Annotated in this window: 19 protein-coding genes and 1 tRNA gene; 10 read left to right on the top strand and 10 right to left on the bottom strand. The window is 37.0% G+C overall.

What is annotated here, in order from left to right:
• Nucleotides 1-2820, bottom strand: coding sequence for an aminopeptidase (locus tag QGN23_RS14670; protein WP_282904983.1), 2820 nt, complete (start codon nucleotides 2818-2820; stop codon nucleotides 1-3).
• 95 nt (nucleotides 2821-2915) lie between these two features.
• Here QGN23_RS14670 and QGN23_RS14675 point away from each other — a divergent pair, with 95 nt between their 5' ends.
• Nucleotides 2916-3770 carry a DUF4846 domain-containing protein gene (locus tag QGN23_RS14675; protein ID WP_282904984.1) on the top strand — a complete coding sequence of 285 codons (855 nt, stop codon included), beginning with the start codon at nucleotides 2916-2918 and terminating at the stop codon, nucleotides 3768-3770.
• 138 nt (nucleotides 3771-3908) lie between these two features.
• Nucleotides 3909-5072 (top strand): MFS transporter, encoded by a 1164-nt coding sequence (locus QGN23_RS14680; protein WP_282904985.1) that lies wholly within the window; start codon nucleotides 3909-3911, stop codon nucleotides 5070-5072.
• 11 nt (nucleotides 5073-5083) lie between these two features.
• Here QGN23_RS14680 and QGN23_RS14685 read toward each other — a convergent pair whose 3' ends face one another.
• The 4 genes from QGN23_RS14685 to pyrF form a co-directional block, all read right to left on the bottom strand.
• Nucleotides 5084-5584 (bottom strand): GreA/GreB family elongation factor, encoded by a 501-nt coding sequence (locus tag QGN23_RS14685; RefSeq protein WP_282904986.1) that lies wholly within the window; start codon nucleotides 5582-5584, stop codon nucleotides 5084-5086.
• Nucleotides 5585-5704: 120 nt separating this feature from the next.
• On the bottom strand, nucleotides 5705-6409 hold the full coding sequence (locus tag QGN23_RS14690; RefSeq protein WP_282904987.1) for a DsbA family oxidoreductase: 705 nt from the start codon (nucleotides 6407-6409) through the stop codon (nucleotides 5705-5707).
• A gap of 101 nt (nucleotides 6410-6510) precedes the next feature.
• Nucleotides 6511-7437: an AEC family transporter gene (locus QGN23_RS14695; protein ID WP_282904988.1), complete on the bottom strand. Its 927-nt coding sequence runs from the start codon at nucleotides 7435-7437 to the stop codon at nucleotides 6511-6513.
• A gap of 167 nt (nucleotides 7438-7604) precedes the next feature.
• Nucleotides 7605-8963, bottom strand: a complete 1359-nt coding sequence (gene pyrF / locus QGN23_RS14700; protein WP_282904989.1) for an orotidine-5'-phosphate decarboxylase — start codon at nucleotides 8961-8963, stop codon at nucleotides 7605-7607.
• A gap of 495 nt (nucleotides 8964-9458) precedes the next feature.
• Between pyrF and QGN23_RS14705 the strand changes: the two genes are divergently transcribed.
• Entirely contained in the window at nucleotides 9459-9848 is a 390-nt protein-coding gene (locus tag QGN23_RS14705; protein WP_282904990.1) for a DUF302 domain-containing protein, read from the top strand.
• A 125-nt stretch (nucleotides 9849-9973) separates the two neighbouring features.
• Nucleotides 9974-10576, top strand: coding sequence for a hypothetical protein (locus tag QGN23_RS14710; RefSeq protein ID WP_282904991.1), 603 nt, complete (start codon nucleotides 9974-9976; stop codon nucleotides 10574-10576).
• 156 nt (nucleotides 10577-10732) lie between these two features.
• On the opposite strand, the gene QGN23_RS14715 is transcribed toward QGN23_RS14710, so the two are convergent.
• Both QGN23_RS14715 and QGN23_RS14720 read right to left on the bottom strand, forming a co-directional pair.
• Nucleotides 10733-10819 (bottom strand) — tRNA-Ser (locus QGN23_RS14715).
• Nucleotides 10820-10925: 106 nt separating this feature from the next.
• Entirely contained in the window at nucleotides 10926-11942 is a 1017-nt protein-coding gene (locus QGN23_RS14720; protein WP_282904992.1) for an asparaginase, read from the bottom strand.
• A 280-nt stretch (nucleotides 11943-12222) separates the two neighbouring features.
• Between QGN23_RS14720 and QGN23_RS14725 the strand changes: the two genes are divergently transcribed.
• The 3 genes from QGN23_RS14725 to QGN23_RS14735 are packed head-to-tail and all read left to right on the top strand — an operon-like array spanning nucleotide 12223 to nucleotide 14181.
• Nucleotides 12223-12888: a TrmH family RNA methyltransferase gene (locus tag QGN23_RS14725; protein ID WP_282904993.1), complete on the top strand. Its 666-nt coding sequence runs from the start codon at nucleotides 12223-12225 to the stop codon at nucleotides 12886-12888.
• Nucleotides 12889-12913: 25 nt separating this feature from the next.
• The gene (locus QGN23_RS14730; protein WP_282904994.1) at nucleotides 12914-13348 is read left to right on the top strand and encodes a hypothetical protein; all 435 of its coding nucleotides are present in this window, start codon (nucleotides 12914-12916) and stop codon (nucleotides 13346-13348) included.
• Nucleotides 13345-14181, top strand: coding sequence for a hypothetical protein (locus tag QGN23_RS14735; protein ID WP_282904995.1), 837 nt, complete (start codon nucleotides 13345-13347; stop codon nucleotides 14179-14181). The genes QGN23_RS14730 and QGN23_RS14735 overlap by 4 nt, the downstream gene beginning before the upstream one ends.
• Nucleotides 14182-14277: 96 nt before the next feature.
• Here the strand turns inward: QGN23_RS14735 and QGN23_RS14740 are convergent, their stop codons facing one another.
• Genes QGN23_RS14740 through tsaD form a run of 3 tightly spaced genes read right to left on the bottom strand, consistent with a single transcriptional unit; the run spans nucleotide 14278 to nucleotide 16985 of the window.
• A complete protein-coding gene (locus QGN23_RS14740) occupies nucleotides 14278-15159 on the bottom strand; it encodes a hypothetical protein (protein WP_282904996.1) in 882 nt (293 codons plus the stop codon).
• A 48-nt stretch (nucleotides 15160-15207) separates the two neighbouring features.
• Complete coding sequence (locus QGN23_RS14745; RefSeq protein WP_282904997.1) at nucleotides 15208-15903, bottom strand: RsmE family RNA methyltransferase; 696 nt, start codon at nucleotides 15901-15903, stop codon at nucleotides 15208-15210.
• A gap of 50 nt (nucleotides 15904-15953) precedes the next feature.
• Nucleotides 15954-16985 carry a tRNA (adenosine(37)-N6)-threonylcarbamoyltransferase complex transferase subunit TsaD gene (tsaD, locus tag QGN23_RS14750; protein ID WP_282904998.1) on the bottom strand — a complete coding sequence of 344 codons (1032 nt, stop codon included), beginning with the start codon at nucleotides 16983-16985 and terminating at the stop codon, nucleotides 15954-15956.
• Between the two features lie 4 nt (nucleotides 16986-16989).
• Here tsaD and QGN23_RS14755 point away from each other — a divergent pair, with 4 nt between their 5' ends.
• From QGN23_RS14755 to QGN23_RS14765, 3 genes are all read left to right on the top strand, one after another.
• Nucleotides 16990-21771 carry a translocation/assembly module TamB domain-containing protein gene (locus QGN23_RS14755; RefSeq protein WP_282904999.1) on the top strand — a complete coding sequence of 1594 codons (4782 nt, stop codon included), beginning with the start codon at nucleotides 16990-16992 and terminating at the stop codon, nucleotides 21769-21771.
• 130 nt (nucleotides 21772-21901) lie between these two features.
• The gene (locus QGN23_RS14760) at nucleotides 21902-22372 is read left to right on the top strand and encodes an Lrp/AsnC family transcriptional regulator (protein ID WP_133438484.1); all 471 of its coding nucleotides are present in this window, start codon (nucleotides 21902-21904) and stop codon (nucleotides 22370-22372) included.
• A gap of 69 nt (nucleotides 22373-22441) precedes the next feature.
• Complete coding sequence (locus QGN23_RS14765) at nucleotides 22442-22816, top strand: hypothetical protein (RefSeq protein ID WP_282905000.1); 375 nt, start codon at nucleotides 22442-22444, stop codon at nucleotides 22814-22816.
• Nucleotides 22817-22819: the final 3 nt, after the last annotated feature.

Below are 22819 nucleotides of genomic sequence, written 5' to 3' on the forward strand. Positions count from 1 at the left end.
CTAAAACCAACCTCTTCTAAAATAACTGGTAATCGCATTGAAGTTTAAAACCAGAGTAAATCTAATTCTTTGTCCGTAATCTTTAAAGCCTGGTTCGAATCCTAACGAACTTTGAATGGGGAAATATACTTCCAGAAAATCAGGAATTACTTTTACTTTCACTCCTGAATCCCAGATAAACTGTGCATCGCGCAGTCGGTTTTTATACACTCCTGCGTCTGCATACACATTAAACCAACGCCATATATGAGAATCCACATTCACAGACGTGATCCACTGGTTTGCCGTAGTTCCCAGATAAGATTTGAATCCGCCTTCTGCTAATATTAACTGCTGCGAAAATAATCCTGTCGTGGCACTCTGTCCCAATAAACCATATGAAAAGGCATAATTAGAAACCCTGGAAATACCGTAGTCAAAGAGGTTGTTTTTGGTATGGTTAGAAATAAAATATCCCCCAAAAAAGCGCATACTGATTTTTTTATCCTTTGCAAATTCCCACCGGTAAGAAAACTCGCTGGAAATTTTCTGAAAATCTTCCATCCACTGAAAATTGGCGCTGTAAGATTTTTCGTGAATTAGGGAGCGGTCCGAATAACCATATCCTAAATTCCATAAGTTATATTTTCCGTATTCGGTTTGGTTCGTTTTATTCGGGTTCAGATCTTTCTCTAAATAATTATACGTAAAACCAATGTTTCTCCGAATATCAGATCGGGGATCTTTGGCAAAATTAATGCCTACAAATCCCGCAATTTTCTGGTACGTTAAATCGTAATCATAATGAAAATGCGAGGCAGAAATACCAAAATCTAAACTCCGGTAAAAGCTGTTTGCCGGTTGAAATGAGTATGCAACGCTGCCGGAGCCAGCCAATTGTCCAGTGCCGGAACTGAAAAATGGAGTAAAGGAATATTGGAATTTCCTTTCAAATAAAGAAGCATTCTTAAAATTTAAACCAAATAAAATCTTATCATAAACATTGAAATTTAATCGGGGATTCACATAAATCTCGTTATATTCAGGATCAGGAATATCTTTGAAAACTTTCAGTTTAATCCTTTTTCTGTTAGAGAAAAAACCTTCGGTGTATAAATAATTATCGCGGAAATTTTTCTCAGGGAAAATATAACCGTCATTAATAATGATTTTCTCCGCATTCGATTGTGGGATATTATAAGTCACCGTTTCCTTCGAATCATCAGTGTCAAACCAAAAAGTCTCTTTTTTACCTGATTTTTCTTCTGTTTCGATTTTAAAAGGAATCGTTTGTTTGGTGTTTTTCGCGACTTTAACCTGAAAGTTATCGCCAGTTTTCGTAAAACGTTTCAACTTAAAATTCACCCGGTTTTTCTGTTGGATAAAGCGTTCTAAAAAATCAGACGAGTAGCCGGATGCTAAAGAAAGCTCATCTAAAAACACTTTTTGATCCACCGGTTTTCCCGAATATTGAGTTAAATAATCCTTCAGAAAATCATCAAAATTCTCCTGACCCATTTTTTCGGCGATAAAGGAAAAAAGACTTCCTGTTTCAAAATGACTGATTGTAGTGGCGTTGAAATTACTTAATTTTTCAAAAGGCTCACTGATTTTTTGATCCAGATTCTGCGTCACGATATACTGGTAGGCGAGTCCATATCTTTCACTGAGTTCCAGTTTCGACATGCGCATCAGTTTTAAAGGTTGCATACCGAAAAATTTCAGCTGATCCGGAAGATCTCCCAAAAGTTTTCTGTTTTTATAATAGCGATCGATATATTGAATTTCCAGATAAGTCTTTAGTCCGTTCATCAGCCAGTGGTCATGGCTTTTATCAAAAACAACCGTTCGTTGAATAATCGCTTTTGTTAAAATACTGAAATAATTAAGGTCGGTCTGTTCAGTATCCTTAAAGAGTTTGTAATGGAATTTCCAGAATTTCAGGTCATCGATTCCGGTGAAATCTTCGTCTTTTTTAAACTTTTCGCTGATGAAAATTTTTGCCGGAAGCTTTCCTGTTTTATTTTTAATGAAATGAAGTTGCAACGGAAGATAGAACTCCAGATTCTGCTTTTCAGTTTTTGTTAAAAGATAGCCGAAACCGATTTCGATTTTTTCACCATCCACTTGCGTAATTATTTGGTCAGTTTTTTCTTTCGAAATTATAAATTCAGGATCTTTATTGAGTTTTCCTTCAAAAGAATTGGGCTGAATCTGTACCAAATTACTTTTGGCAAAATAACTTTCTGGAAGTTCAAACTTAATGTTCCAATAGTTTCCGGGACTTTGGTTTTCCTCAATATTCAGATAATATTTGGGTTTTTGATTTTCATCTTCGAAATAATCAGGAACAATAAAAAAATATTTTAAAGAGAATTTTTGATCCCCGGTTCCGTAGCCCGTAAATTTTTGATCAGGAACATGAAGATTATATTTTAAAGCTATTTTCACCCGTTCACCTGGTTTTAATTCCTGAGAAAGTGGGAAGAAGATATTTTCATCGTCACCGGAAATATAGGCCCAGTCTGAGGAACCTATTTTGATCTGTAATTCTGTTGTGTCGCCCAACTCTTGCGGTTTTGCGAAATACATTTCGTTTTTCCGGTCCTGAATGGTGCGGGAAAGAAGGGGCGTATTTCTGTTTTTATAAGCCGAAATCCAGTTGAGCAGTTTTATTTTTTTTAAAGGTAATGTCGTGTTATTGTAGTAAATTATTTCCTGATTAACTAAAATCTGGTTACTGTTTTCAGTTATTTTTGCAGCAATGCTGATGGTATCCTGCTGTGCAGAAATTCCAACATAAACTAACAGGAATACGAGGGCAGAAGAATATCTTTTCATTTTCAAACGTAGCTCAAATATAACGATGTTTTTTAAAAATTAGTGTTATTTTCACGTATTTAGAAATAATAAGTAATTTTGATTATCTTTAAATAATGTACCCATTGAAACGGTTTGGATTATTATTGCTCTTAATTTCATTTCAAAATATTTCTTCCCAAGTAATTGAGACGACGATACCATTGGTCATCGACGAAACCAAATCTTCAATCCGGACCCGTTTTGTGCCGCCAAAAGGTTTTTACTGGGCCAAGGAGCAGCCCGGAAGTTTCAGCGAATTCCTGAATGATTTCCCGCTTCATCCCCCGAATTTCCCGGTGAGAGATTTTACTGGAGCTTTGATTGGGCAACAGCAACATCATATCGCGCTGCTGAAAATTAATGTGGGTGATAAAAATCTACAACAATGCGCAGATGCCTGGATTCGGTTGTATGCCGAATATTTATGGATCAATCAAAAGTTTGATGATATCGGATTCGAATTTACGAGCACCCAGTTTTTCCCGTGGAACGATTTTAAAAATGGAGTCCGAACTAAAGAATTCAATAAAAAAGTACGTTTTGTAAACACCGGCAAAGCTGATGATTCTTATGAAAGCTTCCAGAAATATTTAGAAGTTATTTTCAGATATGCGGGAACGATTTCTTTGGATCGCGAGTCAATTCCTATTAAAAATAATGCAGCCATCAGAACGGGAGATTTTCTGATCAAACCCGGAAGTCCCGGTCATTTGGTTATTATTGTGGGCGTGGCCAGAAATGCATCAGGCAAAAAACTGTATTTACTGGCCGAAAGTTTTATGCCGGCGCAGGATATTCATATCCTGGTGAATCACAGAAATCCGCAGCTTTCCCCATGGTATGAACTGGATGTTGACACAGCGGAAACCGCTACGGCCAAATATATTTTTAAACCGAGCTCAATTAAACGGTTTCACGCTTTACGTTAACATTTACTTTAATGGAGTTATGGACAATAGATGAGGTCATCTTTTTCTATTAAAGAATACAATAATAAACAGCGCATTTATTACCGGAGAAGTTTTAGTTTTGCACCTGTTTAAAAAAATATGGTGTCGCCAACTCTTATGGAAAACAAATTACCCAATTCCCTTCTTTATCTTTTGAGTATTTCGGCCGGTTTGGTCGTGGCCAATTTATATTATAATCAACCTTTGCTGCATGATATTGCTTCAAGTTTTAAAGTAAGTGATTCAGAGGCCAGTAATGTCGCGCTGTCTACCCAAATCGGTTATGCGCTTGGGTTGCTGTTTATTATTCCGTTGGGTGATAAAGTCAGTAATCTGAAAATCATCAGACTCAATTTTTTAATTTTGGTGCTTTCTTTATTGGGAGCAGCGTTTTCAAAATCTTTATTCTTATTAATATTCAGCAGTTTTTTAATCGGCTTTACGTCTACGCTTCCGCAGCTGTTTGTACCGATGGTTGCTCATTTAAGCAATGATGAAGGTCGTGGAAGAGCAATAGGAATCGTGATGAGTGGATTGCTCATCGGGATTTTGGGAAGTCGTGTCCTGAGCGGTTTGGTTGGTGAATATTTCGGTTGGCGAACGGTATTTTACGGCGCTGCGACATTGATGACTTTGCTGTTCTTTTTGTTAAATGTCAAACTTCCGATCATTCAGCCGAAATTTGGCGAGAGTTATTTGAAATTGATGAAGTCGCTTTGGTTTTATTTAAAAACCGAACCTACTTTGCGGTTGGCAACTTTGCGTGGCGCCTTGGCATTCGGTAGTTTAAGTGCTTTCTGGACGACCTTTGTATTCCTGATGGAGGATTCTTTCGGTTACGGAAGCGCGGTCGCCGGAGGATTTGGTTTGTTCGGGATTGCAGGTGCGCTGGGAGCAACCGTGGTTGGGAAACTAAACAGCCGCGTTAAGAAAAGCAATCTTATTATCGCAGGAGCCATTTTAATTATTGTTTCCTGGTTGATATTTTTAATTTCCCCACATTCAATTATCGGATTAATTATCGGCGTTGTTTTAATTGATTTGGGAGTACAGAGCGTTCACATTACCAATCAGAATATTGTTTTTTCAAAAAACACAGAAGCTAGAAACCGAGTCAATACGATTTACATGGTCGGCTTTTTCATCGGCGGTGCTGCCGGAACGAGTTTCGGGTCGCTCGCCTGGACTTATTTTGGCTGGACAGGCGTTTCCGCAGTAGGACTGTCATTCTCGGGAATTATTTTATGCGTTCAATTGTTGACCAATAAAAGAATAATATAAATCTGCCTGTTTTAATACTCAATTTTCAAAATTTCAAAAGTACTTTTTCTGGATCCTAAATCTAAGATGGCTTGTTCTCCAACTTTTTTATGCATTAAAACTTTTGCTAAAGGAGTTATAAATGCTATTTTTCCTTTTGCAATATTGGCTTCATCCACACCAACCAATTGAAATAGTTGTGTGGCTTTATTTTCTACATTTTTAAAAGTGACTTTTGCGCCAAAATGCACTTCATCTTGTGGAAGTTTTTTGACATCGATGATTTTTGCGGAGGCAATTCTTTCATTTAATAACTGCAGTTTTGCATTGATATGATTGAAAGAAATGCGGTATTCTTTCTCCTGAGCAGAATCCAGGTTTTCCTGTTCGTGCAGTAATTTTTCACGTTCTTCCGTTAAAGAATCCATTCCTTTTTGAGTCACGAAGTTTTCAGTTCCCACCGGTAAATCGGCTCTGGGCGGAACCAAAGGAACTTCTTCCTGGTCATCTTCTTTTACAAATCCTCTGCTCATTATTCTTTAATTTAATGCTACTGAATACAACTTTTAGACCTTGGTTATTACATTTTTAAAGTTAAAAAAAACTTCCGGAATGTGATACTCCGGAAGTTTGTCAATTTTATATAAGCTTGTTTAGTCACAATTTCCATCAATATCACAACTTTCGCCACCATAAATGATTTGCAAACCTTTATCACCTGCAGAAAACTCTTTCCATGAGTTTTCCAAAACCTCTGTAAATGCTGCGGGAGGCTGTGCACCAGAAACTCCATACTTATCATTAATCACAAAAAACGGAACACCACTGATTCCCATTTGCTGGGCCAACATCATATCGCGGGTTACCTCCATCCCGAAATCATCAGAAAGAAGTGCTTCTTTGATTTCGTTTTCTTCTAAAGAAACATACTTTCCGATTTCTATTAAAGTCGCTTCATCATCGATGTTTTTACCTTCGATTAACTGGGCTTTAAATAAAGCTTCTTCGGCTTCATTTGCCAAATTTTTTGTCGCAGCCAGTTGCAACAAAAGATGTGCCCGGTATGAATTCGCAACTTTTTGATGATCAAAATTAAAATCAATTCCTGCTGCTTTTCCAGCTTTGTAAACGTGATTATGCATTTCTTTCGCCTGTGCTGCAGAAACTCCTTTCGATTCTGAGAAGTATTCCAAAGAATCGATGTCTGGTTGTGTTTTTAAGTGTGGATCAAGCTGAAAACTATGCCATGTCACTTCAATTTTTTCCTTTTCAGGAAACTGTTCCAGAGCTTTTTCGAAATTCTTCTTTCCAACATAACAGAACGGGCAACGAATGTCGCTCCAAATATCTACTTTCATAACTTTTGTTTTAAAATACAATCAAATTTACGAATCTTTATATCAATTAACCTTGACGTATGATAAGAAGACGATGGCAGGCATATCATCTAAGGGAAAAATCAAATCACCAATAAACCGGACATTTTTAAGATAATATACCAAAAGGTGAGCGTGAGCAGTGATAACGGAATGCCGATGCCCACCATTAAATTACAGAGTTTGGGCTCTAACTTGTGGGTTGATGCCATGATGGCCGCAGTAATCATGGGAGCCATGGCAGATTCTAAAAAAGCAATTTCAATGATTTCTCCTCTTTGGTTGAAGATGAAAAAATACAGGACGAAAATTAGCGCTGGAAATAAGATCAGTTTAAACAAAAGTCCCCAAAACAGTGGTTTTGCATCGCGGTCTAACTTCTGCCATTGCAGTTGGCTACCCAACGAAACCAAAGCCAGCGGTACGGTGGTTGCGCCGAGTTTTGCAAAAACATCGTCAATGAAAAACGGAACTTCAATATTTACTAAGTTTAAAAAAACAGCTGCCGAGAATGCAATAAATGGTGGGAATTTTAAAATCTTTTTCAGAATGTCGGAGAAGGAACTTTTTCCACCTGAATAAAAATTAGCGAAAATAATTCCCAGTGTTGAAAGTGCCACAAAAGAACCCGGTTGGTCCACGAGCATCACTGTTTTCAAACCACTTTCACCATACAGCGACTGAATTACGGGGATTCCTACAAAAGAAGTATTTCCAAAACCGGCACACAGAATTAATGCACCGATCAGTGTTTTCGGCCATTTCATTTTTCGGCCCAGGAAACTGAAAAAGAGGAAAGCCAATACAATATTCAGCCACGGAACCATTACCGGAAATACCACCTGAAAGTTCAGGACAATCTTTGGAATAAAATAAAGAGATAACGCTGACAAAGAAATGTTGATGACGAAAGCGTTCAGCGCCAGATGCCCGTTTTCTGGGAACAGTTTTGTTTTTCTCAGGAAAAATCCAAGGAATAAACAGAGGAACAGTAAAATCAGATTAGACAAATTTTAATTTTATTAAAAGATTTCTTTATTTTTAAAATAGGGAAAGCAATCATGAGCGCAATCGTAAAAACACCCACAGAGAAAACCTTTAACAAAGATTTTCAAAATGTAGATCTGTAAAATCGACTTTATCAGCGGGAGTGAGTTGCTTTATAATTTGGGATCACCTAAAGACTTTGCTCATACGCTTTCCAGCCTGCGATTCTGTAAGTCAGGGCCGATTTTTCAGGGTCATTGGATTTGTAAATGCCTCTTCCTACGATAATGAAATCGGTTTCCAGTTGGGCAAAGGCATGTTCAGGCGTATTGTATTGTTGTCCTTTTCCATCGCCAGAGTCCGCCAAATTAATTCCAGGCGTAAACAAAAGAAGTTCATTTGGAATCTTATTTTGGGCGACTCCTCCAAAAACATTGGGGTGAGATAAGGCAATTTTTGTTGCTTCTTCCCGGTAACTGGAATCTGTTAAAGTCCCTTTGGAGGACATCCCCAAAATTGCAACCACGCCTACATTTCTGAAACAGTCGAGGGAATCGTACCCGGCAATGACCTGCGCCGTTACCAAATCTGCCCAGTTCGATATTTTATACATTCCGTACGCAAACTGTAATTCCTGGGTGTTTCCAATATCTGCAAATTTGCGGTCTTCCATCAAAAGGAAATTGTATTTGGTAGCTAAATCTTTTAATGGTAAAATGGTTTGATCTGAATTGAAATCGATTAAGATATCGATATGTGTTTTCAAAGCGACAATGTGTGGTCCGACTTTTTCAGCCAGTGCCAACAGTTCCTGTGTAGTAGTAACATCCGCGGAAACAATCAGGTTCGATTTCTTTTCAATCGCAATTTCCAGCAGTTTCTGAGCGACAGAATGGTCACAAAGATCCAGTTTCTGTTCATAAGAAATTCTTTTTTCCTCTTTGAATTTCACCACATTTCCGGCAAGAAAATCATTGATTCTTTCAACTTCGTCATCGGATAAATGGCCTTCCTCTTTCAAGATAGAACACACTTCTGAAATCGTAAAAAGCGTATGAACACGGAATCCCTTGTTTTCCAGAATTTCCTTTCCACCCTGTTGCCGGTCTAAAACCACCACGATATCAGAAACGGTAATTCCTTCATTTTCAATTTCCGGAATGGTTTCTAATAAAGAAGCGCCGGAAGTAATCACATCTTCCACCAGGAGGCAGTTTTGCCCCTGCGTGTAAATGCCTTCCAGTAATTTTTTGGTGCCGTACTGTTTGGCTTCTTTGCGTTTGATAATTAAAGGCAGATAACTTTCCAGAGACATTGCAGTCGCCATCGGAAGTGCCGCATACGGAACCCCGCAAATCAAGTCGAAATTATCCAGAGGAAGCATGTCCAGCATATAGTTAGCAAGCTTTTTCAGGATTTTTGGATCCGATGCCAACGGACGTAAATCTACATAAAACGGACTTTCAATACCTGACTTCAGTGTAAATCTTCCAAACTTAATGATGCCGAGCTGATAACACTCGAGAAAAAAATCTTTCTTCGTTTCCATATACTTTTTACTTTATTACAAAGTTAAGTTTTTCAATGAATTTTCGGGGAGTATTGAAAGGTTAAAAAGTATTAAAAGTGGGAGCGTTCAAGCATTTTTGTATTGCGCCCGAATGAATGGTAAATATTGTGCCAGCTGTCTGAAGATAGAGCCGGTATAAGGTCTGATAAAACTGGTTGACGACCAAAGGGTCATGTATTACTGAAATTAATGAGATATGACCAACTGTCTTTTTTGTTAACCTTCACTTTATTAAATTCTCCTTATATATTTGAATACAGGAAGGTTATGTGTGTTTTTGTGTGAAATTTTGAGGCACTTTTAAAATTATAAATGTAACTTTATACAGCAATAAAAATATTATTGAAGCCGAAGTTTTATCCATCGGTGGATGAATTCATCACTGTATAAGATGGGAAACTGCCGGCTCCAAGATTCTAAAAAACAAGTGTTTTACAGCAAACATTTAAAAAAGTAAATCTAAAAATTAATTACATGAATTACTATTTCTCAAAATCACTCGTGAATATAACCTTTGATGAAGCTGTTCAAAAAGTAACGGATTCATTAATGGAGGAAGGCTTTGGAATATTGACAGAAATAGACATTAAAGCTACCCTAAAGAAAAAGCTGGATGTAGATTTTTATAATTACAAAATCCTTGGTGCATGCAATCCGCCTTATGCCTACAAAGCTTTATTGGCAGAAGATAAAATTGGTACAATGTTGCCTTGCAATGTAATTGTGCAGGAAAAAGAAACCGGACACGTTGAGGTTTCTGCAGTAGATCCTGGCGCATCTATGCAAGCGGTAGAAAACAAAGATTTGCAATCTATTGCGAATGAGATAAGTGCCAAATTACAAAAAGTAATTAAAGCTTTATAGTATAAAAACTTCAAAAGGGCGAAAATGTTTTCTTTAATAAAAAGCTATATCACAAAATTTGGGACCAGCATAAAATTTCAACAAGATTTTACACACAAATGAATATTAACTTAAATAATTTTGTAATGAAAAACTTTTTAATTTTTTTGGCAGTCTCAACACTATTATTGACAACAAGTTGCCAATCTACTTTTAGTGCTTCTAAAACCTTGCAAAATGACGAGAATCGTAAGGAACTCTATCAAAACATAATTTCAGATACCGTTAAATTTTCCGAATTTTTGAAAATTGCGGATAGTGATAAAAACGCCCGTATGTTGATGATGAAAAATCACATGAAAATGATGGAGGACGGGAAAATGATGGAAATGATGAAGGAAAATCCTGAAATGAAGAAAAAAATGGATAAAATGATGCAGGAAAAAATGGAAAATGATCCTGTGATGAAGGAAAAGATGGAGAAAATGATGCAGCAGAAAATGGAAAACAGTCCTGAGATGCAGGAAAAAATGATAAAAAATATGATGGATGATCCTGCTCAAAGAGAAGCTATGATGGACAAAATGCACCGTAAAATGAAAGAAAATCCAGAAATGATGAAAAAGATGATGCAAGAGAATCCGGAAATGATGAAGATGATGATGGAGATGATGAAGAAAAATCCCGAGAAGATGAAGAAAATGAAAGAAATGGATACGAAGGATAAAAAGCATACAGGCCATCGGTAAACTCGCCATTTTTCAGTACGCTTGAAATGTAGAATTTTTTCTTCATATTTTGTGAGAACTGATCCTATAATAGCAATCCTGTTTCACATAAAACAAAAAAAAATCAGAGACGTTGGTCTCTGATTAGTGTAAAATGCTGATTTACAGACTTGTTTGTAGAGAGGATGGGATTCGAACCCACGGTACAGTTGCCCGTACACTAGCTTTCCAGGCTAGCTCCTTCAACCACTCGGACACCTCTCTAATTGAAGACTGCAAAAATAGGGTATTTAATTGAATTCTAAAAATGCAAGTCCGTAATTTTTACAAATAAAAACTTATTCTCCCTTTTTACACCTTGCTGTGGAGATTATTCAGTAACCTCACCGCACAAGTTCCGCACAAAATTTTCGGCAAAGGTTCCCGCATAATTAGGATTATCTAAAAGGTGCATCGCTTTGGTGATAGCGCTTTCCGCTGTAATGTCGTGGCCGCTGATCGCACCTATTTTTGTGAAAATATTAGAGTTGGAATATTTTCCAAAACTAATTCCGCCAGAGACACACTGGGAGATGACCACGATTTCTGTCCCCTGATCCCGCAACATCTGCAAAGTCTTTTGTGTTCTCGAAGTATTAAAAATAGTTCCGGAACCGAAAACCTGTAAAACCAAAACCTTCACATTGGGAATCTGCGTAAAATGGTTCAAATGCATTCCCGGAAAAATACGCCAAAATAAAACGTCCTGCGAAATGTGGTCATCTACCATAAATTGATCATCGGTTTTGTTTCGCCACAGATAATCTTTCTTCACATTCAAATGAACGCCGGATTGACCCAAAACCGGATAATTCGGCGTTTGATAAGCATCGAAAAATTCAGCAGAATATTTCAAAGTTCGGTTTCCCCGCAGTAATTTGTATTCAAAATAGATCGTAACTTCCTGAATGACCGCCTCATCATTTTCATACAGACTTGCATAATACAAACTCGTCAGAAGATTTTCCTTCGCATCCGTACGCAAATCTCCGATAGGTAACTGGGATCCTGTCAAAATCACGGGTTTTTTTAAGTTCTTCAACATAAAACTCAGTGCCGATGCCGTGTAAGACATCGTATCTGTCCCATGCAGAATCAAAAAACCATCGTAGTTTTCATAATTTTTATCGATATGATTCGCAATCATTTTCCATTCTTTTGGTCCCATATCCGAAGAATCAAGGGGTTTTTTAAAAGGATATACCGAAACTTCACACTCGATCAATTTCATTTCCGGAATTTTCTGGAAGATATTTCCAAAATCGAAGGCCTGCAAGCTGCCGGTTTCGTAATCTTTTTCCATGCCGATGGTTCCGCCGGTATAAATCAGGAGCACTTTTCTTTTCATAACTTCAAAAATACAGTATTTTAGAGAATAACAAAACTTCCGATCGGGTGAGTTTTTCTGATTTCCTGCGCGAATTATCGTCGATGCTATTTTTTTTTAAAAAAGGCTCTTCATTTCAATTCCGCTCCTGAAGAGCGCTGTTAGAGCTTTAAGCTCTAACAGCGCTTATTTTACTCACCTTTTCGGAGCTCTGTTGGCTCACTCCCCATTTTTAAACCTTTACAATTTTTTTAAACCTTGAAGGTTTAATTAACTCCAAATAATCCTTATTTTTGAACTCATGAAAAACCAGCAAACCTTCGAGTATCTCCAGCAATTTCTTACTGAGGAGCGACTGCAGAAAATTAATCATTTTGCTCCGGAAAGTTCCGACTTTGTTTTGCCTGTGATTGAAGATGTTTTTCAATTCCGTAATGCGGCGGCGATTGTACGTTCCGTAGAAGCCTGTGGGTTTCATAAAATTGTGGCGATGGAAAGCGCGCATGAATTCAATCCCAATTTGCGTGTCACCAAAGGAGCGGAAACTTGGGTAGAAGTAGAACGGCTTCCACATACCATCGATTCTTTAAAAGAGATTAAAAACCGGGGTTATAAAATTGTTGCTGTTTCTCCGGAAAATAAGGCGACGCTTTTATCGGATTTTCAAATTACAGAACCTGTCGCCTTAGTTTTTGGAACTGAAGCAGAAGGAGTCAGCAAGGAAGTTTTAGATTTCGCCGACGAAACTTTAGCGATTCCCATGTATGGTTTTACCAGAAGTTTCAATGTTTCTGTTGCAGCGGCAATTTGTATGTATGAACTCAAACAGAAATTGATAAAGTCGAATTTAGATTATAAACTTTCCGAAGAAAAATTGTGGGAAATGAAAGTCCGCTGGGCGGTGAATTCCATCAAAAGTGGCGAGCAGATTTTAAATCATTACTTGAAAAAGATGAAGCGTTTTTAAATATTTCTAATTCTTAAAACTCAATATGAAGAAATATACCTATTATCTTTTTGCTTTAAGCCTCGTATTTTCATTTTTATCTTTTTTCACTATTAAAGCTGGGTATGGTGAGATTTACCCTTTCTATACCTGGCGTCTTTTTACCAAACCTTCAGGTTCCTCAACAACTGATTTTCAATATAAACTTTATGGTATTTCGAAAAAAGATACCGTTCGTTTAACAAATACAGATTCTGCTCTTTTTGATGGAAACGAAAAAGCGTCGATTATTAATAATATCGGAAGTGAAATTGACAAAAATAAGACGGACCATCGTTCTAAAGGAAAACTGTATCGTTTTGCAAAAGTAATAGAACCTGGGTATCAATCTTATTTACTCATTAAAGAATCCTTTAATGCTCAAAAGATTGACAAAAAAGATTTTAAAATTAATCGTGAAATCATAACCGAACTCAAATGACCTATCCCAAACTCACCGTTTTTAATTTTAGAGTAAGTTACTTTCTCTTTAGAGTTTTCACCTTATTTTGGCTGTGTCAGCAGTTAGATTTCTTTTATAAATTTTCGAAAAGAGCCACTGAACTTTATGAACCTACGGTTTGGTTTCAGCGTATCATTATGCCGGTATTTCCCGCTGCCTATTTGTATTATTCGGCAGCATTTGTAATGGCTGTTTTTATAGTCTTCAGTTTGTTCAGGTTTTCAATTTTAGTTAACAGTCTGCTTTTTTTTCTCGCCGCTTATATTTCTCTTCCGGTAGTTTCTTATAATGGACTTAGCCATACCAATCATATTTTAATTTTGAGTTATTTCTTTAGTATTTTTTTAAATCCCAAAAAGCTTGCAGACGAAGATTACAAATATGTTCAAATCTATTATTTGGGTCTTTTAATAACTTATTCCCTGGCGGGATTTTGGAAACTCGTTTCGGCCGGAAAGGATTTGATTACAGCAAATCCAGAAACCTCATGGTTTGAAACTAATGCCGCGAAATTTAACTCAATGTTAAATTATGCAATCGTTGATCAAGAATTGCCACATTGGATGTTGAAAATTTATGAATATGAAAATCTATGGATTGTAATAACGATTGTGGGAATTGTTCTGCAAGCCTTATGTTTTTTAGGAGCATTTAGTAGGAAATATCTTACTTTTTGTCTTGTGTTTCTTCTGATGTTTCATTTTTATACCGTTTATTTTGTAATTGCCGATTTAAGAATTATGAAATATGGTTTAATCGTGTTGTTCTTCCCTTATCATTATTTTTACCCTTGGATTCGAAAGATATTTTAAATGCTTTTTAAAAAATAACTTTCTCAGTAAAAATTCAAGTCAGCCAAATTTAATTCGCTGATGACGAACAAATTTTAGATAAATGATGGTGAAAATTTATTTTAGGAAATTTGGAGTCAATGACGCAAGCGGAAAAACTGCCCCAATCCTGATTTGATTAAATGGGAAATATTTAATACCATATTGATATTGCAAAAAGTAAGTGTTTTGCTTTCCTTTTAAATTAAGTTTTGTCGCGAGTACAATTGGTCTGTCACCATAGTCGTCCACTCTTTTGATCCAACCGCTGTAACCGGAAATAGTGTTTTCCCAGGAGATGTTTTTCTTTTTCAAAATTACTTTCAAACCGTACATGATGGCGTCATCCTGCACATCGTTATTGGGAGTCTGTACATCCCAGGAATAAAATCCGGCATTGGCAACCAAGCGGATTTCATTCAGGAAACTGTTTTGTATTTCGAAGCTTTTGCCGATTTCGGTGTCAAAATAATAGCCGGCAGTATTAAAGAATCTTCTGTTGTTGGAATCACTTCCTGACGCAGTTTTTAAGGTAGCGTTGAGTATGACGGCAATTTTACGTTCTTTTTCGTTGAAAAGTGCTATTCTGGTCTGCAGATAAAAATCACCCGACGCTAAACCTGAATTTTTGCTCATCATTCTCCGTTCTTTAACAGCATCAGTAACCGTATAGTATTCGATAGGAACGATCCACAGCTTTACAGATATTTTCTCAGGGAGCAAAGGGATTTCTACTTTTAATAATTGATCAGCTGTTTGGTCTCCATATCCAAAATAGTAGTCGCCATATACAGAGAATTCGGTATTTTTTGAAATGGAAGCATTTGTGAAATCCGGTACAGGATTTGCGTTTGGACCAAAATAATTGGTGGTGTAATTGATGAGCGTCTGTGATTGAATTATACAGGGAAAAAGAAACAAAATAATTAGAAATGCTGAGTAAAGGTAATTTTTCGACATTGCTGATTTAGTTTAAATTATTTATGAATCGCTCAATCTATCTAGTTCTTATTCGAAGTTCGTAAAATAATTCCAGGCTGCTACGAAAACACCGGCGGTTTCTGTCCGCAATCTTTGGTTTCCTAGCGAAACTGCTTTTACTCCTTTTTCAACTAAAATTTTAATCTCATTCGGGGAAAAATCACCTTCGGGACCAATGAGAAAAGTGATGTTTTTCTGTGCGTTAATCTTTTTTAAATCAGTCCGTTCCAGATTTTCGTCACAGTGGGCTACAAAAGTGGTTTCAGGATTAAGGTCTTTGATAAAGTCAGAAAACTTTGTCAAATCATTCACTTTAGGAAAATGAAAACGCAGACTTTGTTTTGAAGCTGCAATCGTTTGTTTTCGCAACTTATCGATATTCAAGTTTTTACGTTCTGTTTTTTCGGTTTGTAATAAAGTGATTTCTGTAATTCCCATTTCTGTCGCTTTTTCTACAAAGAATTCGATGCGGTCGATATTTTTCGTCGGTGCAATTGCAATGTGGAGTTGGGTTGGGAAATTAGGAAGATGCTCCTGAATTTCTTTTACGTCGAGCGACACTTTTTTTCCTTCAAATAAAAGAGTTCCTTTTGCAAGATTTCCTTTACCATCGGTCAGAGCAATCTCTTCCCCTGATCTCATCCGCAAAACTTTTACGATATGAGTTTGTTCTTCTTCATTGATTTTGACTTGGGGAACTACTTCTCCAAAAAAAAGTTTCATAATTTATTCTTTATTATATCTTTAAACACCCAACATCCAGCATCCAACAATTACTTAAACCCCTCCTCAATATCATATCTTGCCGTGGCAGAAACTGATAAATCGGTAAATTCGCCACGGTCAAATTTTAACTTGGCGACCATGGCAATCATCGCAGCATTGTCCGTGGTATATTCAAATTTCGGGATGTAAATATTCCAGCCTAATTTTTCTTCATTTTTCTGCATCGCTTCGCGCAAACCGGAATTGGCAGAGACGCCGCCGGCAATAGCAACTTCATTAATGTTCAGTTCTTCGGCGGCTTTTTCTAATTTATCCATTAAAATTTCAACGAGGGTCTGCTGTACAGAAGCACATAGGTCATTCAGATTTTCTTTAATAAAATCCGGATTTTTGCGAACTTCTTTCTGGATGAAATACAGTACAGAAGTTTTAATTCCACTAAAAGAATAATTGTAATTTTCTATCCGTGGTTTATTGAATTTAAAGGATTTTCCATCGCCGTTTTTTGATAATCTGTCAATGATTGGTCCCGCGGGATAATCTAAACCGAAAATTTTACCGATTTTGTCGAAAGCTTCACCAGCAGCATCATCAATGGTTTTGCCGATAATTTCCATATCGAAATAATCTCTGACCACCACAATCATGGTATGTCCTCCGGAAACGGTGAGACACAGGAAAGGGAATTTCGGTGGCTGGGGATTTGCATCGTCAATAAAATGAGCTAAAATATGCGCCTGGAGATGATTCACCTCAATCAACGGAATATTTAAACTCATTGCCAGTGATTTAGCAAAAGAAGTTCCGACCAAAAGAGATCCTAAAAGTCCAGGCCCTCTTGTAAAACCGACCGCAGAAATATCTTTTTGTTGTATATTTGCTTTATCGACTGCTTTCCGGACAACCGGGATAATGTTTTGTTGATGCGCACGAGACGCCAATTCCGGAACCACACCACCATATTCGTTGTGGATTTCCTGATTGGCAGCGATGTTGGAGAGGATGATATTCCCTTTGAGAACGGCAGCAGAAGTGTCGTCGCAGGAAGATTCAATCCCTAAAATTATTGAGTCACTCATAACAATGGCAAATTTAGAGAATAATAACGATAAAGAAAACAAAAAATCGATTGCAGAAAACATTGGTGATTCTGTGCAGAAGGGCGTGGAAAATGTTCAGGATTCTGTAAAAGAAACAGTGAAAGGCGCAGCGGATCTTGCTTCTGATGCCATCAATCATCCTGTAGAAACCGCCAAGGAATTTGGAGAGCAAGCTGCAAAAGATGTTATAAGTTACAAATGGTGGGCAAAATTATTGCTCGTCATGTTTTGGACTGTTCTTTTTCTGGTTCTTTCTTTTATTATAATTGTGAGTTTACCTGCCACCAAAAACTGGGCAGCCCAAAAAGTAATTATCAAACTCAATAAGGATTTAAATTCAAATATGTCTTTTGAAAGTGTGGATGTGAGTTATTTTGGAGATATCTATATTCATAATGTGGCGGTGAAAGATTACAAAAACTTTCAGTTTTTAAAAGCAAAAGAGTTGTATGCTGATTCCGACTGGTTTTCAATTATCAGTGATTCCCGAAATTTACAGTTTCAATCATTATCTTTAAATGAGCTTGATCTTAAAGTAATTACTTACAAAGGCGACAGTATTTCTAATTTTATCCGTTTTGTAGATTTATTTAATGGTCCTGCTCCTGCGGTACCAAGAGAGCCTTTTCAATTAAAATCAAGGGTTTATATCACCAATTCAAAAATTTCCATCATTAATCAGAACACCGAAGGTGAGGCCGGGAAATGGCTTGATGCGCAAAATGTAAATCTTGTGATTCCGGAACTTAAAGTGCTTGGCTCAGAGGTTTCTGCCCATATTAACAATATGCAGTTTACCACCGAAAGATGGGGTAAAAAACATTTTGTAGATACTTTTTCTACGGAGTTTACTTTAAAACATGATTATCTTTTACTAAAAAATTTAACCTTTAACACTGATCATTCCCTGCTTCAGGGTGATGTTAAATTTAATCTGAATGATGGATCCTGGCAGGATTTTACCAATAAAGTCCGGTGGGATTTGAATCTTCGGCAGGGAAGTCAAATCAGTGGTTACGATATCAGTTATTTTGTCACGGACTGGGATAATTATAAACCCGTCAATATTTCCGGAAAAATGACCGGTCCATTAAATAAATTTACGCTTAATGATTTCCTGATCAGAAATCCACAGGTCAATATTAAGACGAAAACAATGAATGTTTCCAATATTTTAAAAGGGAATTTTCAGATTGAAACCAACACGCTTTCTACCGATTTTACCTATAAAGATTTAAAGGCGATGATGCCGACTTTCATTTCGTCTAAAATGAAAAATTTCGCAGATGATTTCGGAAGAATAAAATATGACGGTGCAGCGCGGGTAACTCCCAAACAGGTTTTTGTTCCGAACGCAAAATTGATTACCGGAATCGGACAGGCAAAAATCACCAATTTTTATTTAGAAGATTACAGTACAGATTTACCGAAATACCGCGGTTTTGCTGATGTGAATGATTTGAACTCTTCGGTCATTACCAAAAGCAAAGAAGTCGGTTTAATCAGCGGAAAGTTTAATGTGGATGGCAGAAGTTTCGATGTCAATACGATGGTTTTAAGAACAAAATCACAAATCTCGAAAATTGAAATTACTGATAAAGTCATTAATAATGTTTATTTAGAAGGAATTCTCGATCATAAAAAATACACCGGAATCATTAATGTAAATGACGATCAGGCAAAAGCCAATATAAAAGGACTCATCGATTTCAGTACTTCAAAACTTATTGCAAATGTCAATGCAAATGTGGATTATTTAAACATCAATTATTTTACCGGTACAAAAGGCACTCAGCCCGTCAGCGGCGTGGTCAACGGAAAAATATCAATGACGAATGTCAACGATTTAACGTTAGATGCTAATCTGAAAAATGTGAATTTCGCGGCGAATAATAAAATGTTTACTATTCCTAATGCTGACGTAAAAGCGTTTTTTGAGAATGGAAACCGGATTGTTTCTGTAGATGCTCCTGGTGCGGTCACCGGAAAGATTGACGGGAAATTTAATTTAGGTGATTTAGCCGGAATGGTGGAAAATGGTTTCGGGAAAATATTGGTCGGTCCACCGCCGAGAAAATTATACCGTGGGCAAAACTTTGCTATGAATTTTGAGGTCAAGCAGGAGCTTGTCAATTATTTTATGCCCGAACTTCATCTCCCGAAAGGAGCAACTGTGGAGGGTTCTTATGACGGCAATTCAAATAATTTAATTCTGAATGTAGATGCTGAAGCACTGAAATATGTGATGACCAAAAAAGAAGAAATCACCGAGGCTGATAAAGCACTTGCCAAAGCAAATCCCGCGTATAAGGTTAATGAAAGAGACCAGATTTCTAAAGACAGTGCGGTAATCGATCAATTGATGGTCAGGATAAATACAGCGAATTTAGAGGAACAGATTTTTGCAAAAATAAATCGGATAGAATACAATCAAAATATTCTGAAAGACATTACTCTAAGCGGTGCCAATGAAAATAATCAAATCCTGCATATTGCGGCTAACTTTAAACTCGGTTCCCCCGAGGAGGAAGTGAAACAGGAGCTGAAAGAATATACCATCAATCTCAACCAATCCACCAACAGCCAGGGAGATTTTGTTTTCCGGTTCGAGCCGACTACGGTTAAATTTAATGATGTTGCCTGGAGTGTAGATACTGATCCGGCCTTAGATCACTCGATTACTTACCGGAAAAAAACGGGTGATTTCTTTATTCAAAATCTAAGGCTTTTTTCAGATAAAAGTGAGCTGTTTTTAAAAGAATCTATTTTTAAATCAGCGAAGGATTTCTCCGCAGAGGGCGAAGTTCGGAATGTAGATATCGCAAAGGTATTTGCACTGATTAAGAACAAAAACGACATGGATATCAAGGGGATTGCCAACGGCACATTTGATATTAAAATGAATAAAAATAATCTCGAACCACTCATAAACATTGCCATTACAGACATTTTCATGAACGGTAATGAAATGGGAAAAATAGAGATTGTTACGAAAAACAGTCCCATTCCGAATGTATTTGATGTAGATGCGAAAGTAATTTCCAGAGGGATGTTAGGGGATAATAATCTTCATTTAACAGGAACTATTAATAACAATACCACTTCGCCATCGCTTGACTTGGTGGCCAGGATGAATGATTTTGATTTGGCCTTTGCACAGCAATTTGTAGAGGGAATATTTTCTAATATTCGGGGAAAAGCGTCTGGTGATCTGCGAATTGCAGGCCAACTCAATGATATGGATTATAGTGGCGATATTGCGCTGAAAAAATTCGGGTTAAAGCTTGATTTTACGGGTGTTGATTATTCCTTCGACGATACCGTAGTTTCGTTATCAAGAGGTTTGGCTATTCTGAATGATATTGGGGTGAAGGACGGTAGAACCAATTCCCGCGGTACAATTTCTGGGGCGATTCAGTTTGAGACTTTATCTTCAATGGGTGTCAACTTAGTGATGCGTGCGGATAATCTGTTGCTGTTAAATACAAGTCAAAAAGATTATGACCTATTTTGGGGAAGGGTTTATGGTAACGGAACAATCTATGTAGACGGACCTGTTTCCGGTTTAAATATTTCGACGCCCGAAATGCGTGCACTTAACAATTCAGTATTTACATTTAACTCCAATTCAACCTCCAATGTAGAAGAATTTAAAATGCTGCGTTTTTTGAAAAGAGACGAAACAGGGGCGGTGACCACCGAGAAAAAGAAAAAATCCGGGGCCAATATGAATGTCGATTTCAACCTGGAAGTTGATAAAGGAACAACGGTAAATGTATTGGTAGGAAATGATATTGGCGATATAACGGTTCGCGGAAATTCCGAAAGGCTGCGGTTTACCATGACCAGAACGGGAGCGATTTCGATGAACGGAAATTATATCGTGGATAACGGAACCTTTGTTTCTAAAGCAATCCTGAGCCGGACTTTTCAGATTGCGAAGGGAAGCTCCATCCGCTGGGACGGCAACGCGATGGCACCGCAATTAGACATCAATGCCACTTACCTGCGAACCGTAACCAACGCTGGACAATATCTGAATCTGGGAACTTTGCAACCCATTAATATAGTGCTTTCTACAAAAATTACCCAAACGCTCAACAATCCGAAAGTGGTGCTGGGTGTTTCTGCTCAGGATGTTTCCAGCAGTGTGAAGGAAACCCTTGCCGAAAAAATGAGCAATGAGGACGAAAAAATTATTCAGTTCGGGTCGGTTTTGGTTTTAAACAGTTTCAACAACACCAATTCAGGGTTTGATGTTAATATCGGAAATTTCGCTGAAAGTTCAGGTTATAATATGTTGTTTAAGCAGTTAGGTTCTGTTTTAAATACGATTAGTAACGAGTTTCAGGTCGATTTGAATTACCTTAAAGGCGATGCTGGCTCCAATACCGGAGACCGCGCCAATGCAAGTTTAAGTTTTGCACTCTCACCGAGAACGACTGTTAAAACCGGTTTAGGAATTCCTATTTCGAAATCCGAAAATACAAGCGCTAATTATCTTTCCGGAGAAGGAATTGTAGAATATGACTGGTCGAAAAAAAATGACGGAACCAGATTACTGCGTGCTTATTCAAAACCAACCAATATTGGACTCAATGGAACCGAAGCAGGCAATGCCGGCGCTAACCAAAGTTACGGAATAGGGGTCGTGTATAGCAAAAGTTTCAATACAATATTTAAAAGAAAGAAAAATAATAAAAATCAAAAGCCCGATTTACCTGTAATTAAAATAGATTCTACTAAAAATAACTCTAAAAATTAAGAATATTTATGTAAAAATTGTCTTTTAGTTAAAATTTATTAATGTTTGATATAATTTTCGTGTATTCATATTTTTTTGTAATTTTGCAAAAAATTTGACATACTATTAATAAATATATAAAATCAATATAATGAATTATCAACTCGACGAAATAGACAAGAAAATTCTGGACTTTTTAGTTGAAAATACCAGAATGCCCTTTACAGAAATCGCAAAACAAATGGATGTTTCTGCCGGGACCATTCACGTACGTGTAAAAAAAATGGAAGACGCAGGAATTATCTTAGGCTCTTCACTGAACATTGATTACTCGAAATTAGATTACCACTTCACCGCTTTTATCGGAATCCTTTTGACCAAGTCAAACAGAACGCAGGAAGTTTTAAAAGAACTGGCCACTATTCCAAATGTTATAGAAGCAAGTGTGATTTCTGGGAAATACAATATTTTCTGCAAAGTAAAAGCAAAAAATACGGAGGATGCCAAAAGAATTATATATCAAATTGACGACATCCAGGATGTGATGAGAACGGAAAGTATGATTTCTATGGAAGAACATATCTCCGATAAAAACAGATTGATCCGCGCTGTTTCGATTTAAACACTGATTTATATCAACAATAACTAAAACTTTTGATTTCTTATCAAAAGTTTTTTTATTTTTACCATTATGAATAATAATTTTGAAGGCGAAAGTCCAAGCAAAAATTTCGGATTTGTTTTAGCATTGGCCGCGCTGATGCTTTTCTCGCTCATGGGAGCAGGAATCGACCTCGATGAGTTTACACAACATCAGGAAATCAATATTCCGCTGGGATATTTTTATTTTATATTTTTAATAGACCTTCTGATGGTCGTTTCAGTGGTATTTATCTTTTTCTACAAAAAGATAGCAGCCTATGTTTTTCCTGCCGCTGTCGTAACGCATTTTATGGCGCATAATTTCTTTCTGTCTACTTTTCTCTATACCGATGTGACCAATATGTTTCTCTATACCAGTTTGGGACTTTTTGTGATTATTCCGAAATGGCAATTTTTCAAATAATAT

It is taken from the genome of Chryseobacterium gotjawalense, from assembly GCF_030012525.1.
In the GTDB taxonomy this organism is placed as follows: Bacteria; Bacteroidota; Bacteroidia; order Flavobacteriales; family Weeksellaceae; genus Kaistella; species Kaistella gotjawalense.

Coding starts and splice junctions, on each gene's coding strand:
- QGN23_RS14720 (WP_282904992.1), bottom strand. CDS start 11,942: ATGAAAAGAAAAGTGCTCCTGATTTATACCGGCGGAACCATCGGCATG.
- QGN23_RS14760 (WP_133438484.1), top strand. CDS start 21,902: ATGAATTATCAACTCGACGAAATAGACAAGAAAATTCTGGACTTTTTA.
- QGN23_RS14705 (WP_282904990.1), top strand. CDS start 9,459: ATGAATTACTATTTCTCAAAATCACTCGTGAATATAACCTTTGATGAA.
- QGN23_RS14725 (WP_282904993.1), top strand. CDS start 12,223: ATGAAAAACCAGCAAACCTTCGAGTATCTCCAGCAATTTCTTACTGAG.
- QGN23_RS14765 (WP_282905000.1), top strand. CDS start 22,442: ATGAATAATAATTTTGAAGGCGAAAGTCCAAGCAAAAATTTCGGATTT.
- QGN23_RS14735 (WP_282904995.1), top strand. CDS start 13,345: ATGACCTATCCCAAACTCACCGTTTTTAATTTTAGAGTAAGTTACTTT.
- QGN23_RS14675 (WP_282904984.1), top strand. CDS start 2,916: ATGTACCCATTGAAACGGTTTGGATTATTATTGCTCTTAATTTCATTT.
- QGN23_RS14670 (WP_282904983.1), bottom strand. CDS start 2,820: ATGAAAAGATATTCTTCTGCCCTCGTATTCCTGTTAGTTTATGTTGGA.
- QGN23_RS14745 (WP_282904997.1), bottom strand. CDS start 15,903: ATGAAACTTTTTTTTGGAGAAGTAGTTCCCCAAGTCAAAATCAATGAA.
- QGN23_RS14730 (WP_282904994.1), top strand. CDS start 12,914: ATGAAGAAATATACCTATTATCTTTTTGCTTTAAGCCTCGTATTTTCA.
- tsaD (WP_282904998.1), bottom strand. CDS start 16,985: ATGAGTGACTCAATAATTTTAGGGATTGAATCTTCCTGCGACGACACT.
- QGN23_RS14755 (WP_282904999.1), top strand. CDS start 16,990: ATGGCAAATTTAGAGAATAATAACGATAAAGAAAACAAAAAATCGATT.
- QGN23_RS14710 (WP_282904991.1), top strand. CDS start 9,974: ATGAAAAACTTTTTAATTTTTTTGGCAGTCTCAACACTATTATTGACA.
- QGN23_RS14740 (WP_282904996.1), bottom strand. CDS start 15,159: ATGTCGAAAAATTACCTTTACTCAGCATTTCTAATTATTTTGTTTCTT.
- QGN23_RS14680 (WP_282904985.1), top strand. CDS start 3,909: ATGGAAAACAAATTACCCAATTCCCTTCTTTATCTTTTGAGTATTTCG.
- QGN23_RS14690 (WP_282904987.1), bottom strand. CDS start 6,409: ATGAAAGTAGATATTTGGAGCGACATTCGTTGCCCGTTCTGTTATGTT.
- QGN23_RS14685 (WP_282904986.1), bottom strand. CDS start 5,584: ATGAGCAGAGGATTTGTAAAAGAAGATGACCAGGAAGAAGTTCCTTTG.
- pyrF (WP_282904989.1), bottom strand. CDS start 8,963: ATGGAAACGAAGAAAGATTTTTTTCTCGAGTGTTATCAGCTCGGCATC.